This is a genomic window from Mycobacterium asiaticum (assembly GCF_001673365.1).
Lineage (GTDB): Bacteria > Actinomycetota > Actinomycetes > Mycobacteriales > Mycobacteriaceae > Mycobacterium > Mycobacterium asiaticum_A.
Window position 1 is genome coordinate 1 of sequence record NZ_LZLS01000095.1, and the last position, 3308, is coordinate 3308.

General features: G+C 74.2%; 1 protein-coding gene. It reads right to left on the minus strand.

What is annotated here, in order from left to right:
• Positions 1-3308: hypothetical protein (locus A5634_RS28640; RefSeq protein ID WP_065143982.1), on the minus strand; the 3308-nt coding region annotated here is incomplete at both ends.

Here is a 3308-nt window from a genome sequence, read left to right on the forward strand (position 1 = left end):
GTCAAACCAGCTGCGGCGCCGACACCACCGGCTCCGCCGATTCCGCCGTTGCCGAACAAGATCCCGCCAGAACCGCCCTTCCCGCCGGCACCTTGGAGTCCGTTTAGTCCTGAGCTGGCCCTTGCGAGACCGCCGGCGCCGCCGTCCCCACCGACGCCGCCGGTACCGCCGGTACCCCCCTGGCCTCCGCTGCCACCGTTACCGCCGTCGATCGCGAAAGCTTTGCCATCGCTACCCGTCGAACCGCTGGAACCCGTCCCGCCAGACCCGCCTTGTCCGCCGGTGCCGCCGCTGCCACCACGTCCGCCGTTACCACTATTGGTCCCACCCTCGCCACCGACGCCACCAGTACCCCCGCCGCCGCCAGTGCCACCGGTAAATTTCCCACCGGTACCGCCGCTACCGCCGCTGCCGCCATTCCCGCCGTTACCGCTGAGCACGGCATCACCGCCCCGACCACCGGTGCCGCCCATCAAGCCATCGCCACCGGTGCCGCCGTTGCCGCCGTTGCCGCCGTTGCCGTGAGTGGAGCCGCCCTGTCCGCCGTTGCCGCCGGCGCCGCCTTTCGCGCCGCCGGTGAAGAGCTCGCCGCCGCCGTTACCACCGTTGCCGCCGTTGCCGCCATTGCCGACCGACCCGCCCTTGCCACCGTTTCCGCCACGCCCGGCCTCGGTGTGCCCGTACTGACTGTTACCACCAGAACCGTTGCCGCCGTTGCCGCCGTTGCCGCCGTAGTTCGGGCTGCTCCCTGCGGTTCCGGCGGTGCCGTTGACCGAGGCGCCACCCTGACCGCCGGCTCCCGACTTGCCGCCGTTGCCGCCGTCGCCACCAGCCACGACAGGCCCCTTCGTCACAACGTTCACTAACCCGTTGCCGCCGTTTCCGCCGTCACCGGCAAGACCACCAGCCCCACCGTTGCCGCCCTTGGCCATGGGCGCCGAGGCGGCACCACCGGCACCACCAGATCCGCCGTGACCGCCGTTTCCACCGTGCCCAGCGGCAGTGGAACTGTCACTACCAGCACCTCCGGTGCCGCCGGCACCACCTTTGCCGCCGGTCCCGCCGTCGCCGGAGATCCTGCCGCCGTTGCCGCCCGCGCCGCCCTTACCGCCGTCACCGCCGTCACCGCTTGCCGCGCCGGTGGCGCCGTCTCCGCCGCTGCCACCGTTGCCGCCGTTACCGACCGCGCCGGCGTGGCCGCCTTGTCCACCTTTGCCGCCGGCACCGCCCGGGGTGGTTGCATTGGCACCGTTTCCGCCGTTGCCGCCGTTACCGCCGCCGCTGCCGACGGCTCCCCCAGCCCCGTCGGCGCCGCGGGTGGAGCCCGCACCACCGCTGCCACCGTTGCCGCCCTCGCCGACGTAGCCTCCTTCGCCGCCGCCACCGCCGTTACCGGTGCCGCCGTTGGCGAACGAGCCGTCCTTGCCGTTGCCGCCGTTGCCTGCTTTGCCGCCGGTACCGCCGTTGCCGGCGTTACCACCGGCACCTTGCACACCGTTGTCTGCCGAATCCGACAATGCCTTTCCCGCGGCGCCGCCGGTGCCGCCGTCGCCACCGGCCCCGCCCTTGCCGCCATTGCCCCCGAATTCTCCGAAGTCCCCAGCGTTTTGGCCGTGGGCGCCGTCGCGGGCATCCCCACCGGTGCCGCCGTTGGCCCCGGCACCGCCCTTGCCGCCGTTACCACCGTTACCGCCGTCGATGCCGCCGTTGCCGCCGGCCCCGCCGGCACCACCCTTTCCGCCGGCTTGCCCCTCGATGCCGGAGATCGGTCCAGTGCCACCGGCGCCGCCGGCTTTGCCGGCCCCGCCCTCCCCACCGTTACCGCCGCGACCAACCGATCCGCCGTCGCCGCCGGCACCGCCTTTGCCGCCGTCAGCGCCTGCGGTGACGGCGTCGGCTCCGGCGCCACCATTGCCGCCGTTGCCTCCGTCAGTCGGGGTCGCACCCTTGGCGCCGGTGGCACCGACCGACGAACCCCCACCACCCTTGCCGCCTGCTCCGCCCTGGCCAGCGTCACCGCCCTTGCCGCCGGCCCCGCCGGTGCCGGTGCCGCCGTTGTCGAACGTGCCTTTCACGCCATCGCTACCGCGGCCGCCTTTGCCGCCATCGCCGCCGTCTCCACCGGCCCCGCCGGCACCCTCCACACCGTCATGGCCGGTAGTGGATAACGCTTGACCAGCGGCCCCACCGTTGCCACCAGCCCCGCCGGCGCCACCGTTGCCGCCGTTGCCGCCGTCTATGCCGTCGGCGCCAGCCTTAGAAAAGTCGGTCACGTAGCTCAGGCCATCCGCGCCCGAGCCGCCCTTGCCTCCGGTCCCCCCGGCGCCACCGTTACCGCCATTGCCGCCGTCGATGCCACCGTTTCCGCCAACCCCGCCGTCACCACCGGCTCCGCCTACGCCGTCGCCAAGACCGGGTGCGCCGCTGCCGCCGTTGCCGCCGGTACCGCCATTGCCAACTCGGCCCCCATCACCGCCGGCCCCGCCCGCGCCGCCGGCGGTTCCACCGCTCAAAAGTTTGGCGCCGTTGCCGCCAGTGCCGCCGTTACCGCCGGTAGTCGGGCTGAGGCCGGCGGCGCCGCTGGCCGCGCGGGTGCCGTTGCCGTTGTCTCCGCCCAGGCCACCGGCTCCGCCCAAACCGGAGTCGCCGCCCTTGCCGCCGGTCCCGCCGACACCGTTACCACCTGCGTTGAAGGTGCCGGTGCCGCCGGCGCCGCCATCACCCGCAATACCGCCGGCACCGCCCGCACCGCCGGTTCCGCCGCCACCGTGGGCACCCGCCAGCCCCAACAGTCCGCCGGCTCCGCCGGCTCCGCCGGTCCCACCGGCTCCACCGGCACCACCATGGCCGCCGTGGCCGCCGTCGAACCCGTTTCCGGCCCCCGGGCCCGCATCCGCACCATTGACACCCGCACCCCCGGCGCCGCCGGCCCCGCCCAAACCGCCGGTCCCACCAGCGCCACCGTTACCGATCAGCCAACCTCCGCGACCACCGGCGCCGCCCACGCCGCCCTGTCCGCCTATGCCACCCTCAAGTCCGGACTCGCCCGCACCGATTCCTCGTTCGCCCGTTAGGCCTGCCATCCCGGTGCCGCCCTGCCCACCGGCTCCGCCGTTGCCGAACAAATGGGCCTGCCCGCCAGTGCCGCCGGCGCCGCCACTGGCGCCCAGCGTGGTAGCGGTGCCACCACTTCCGCCCGCACCGCCGTGACCCAACAGCCAGCCCCCATTACCGCCGGCGCCGCCGGTGCCGAACAGTCCGAGCCCGTTACCGCCGTCGCCGCCGAAGCCGGCGACGCCGCCGGTGGG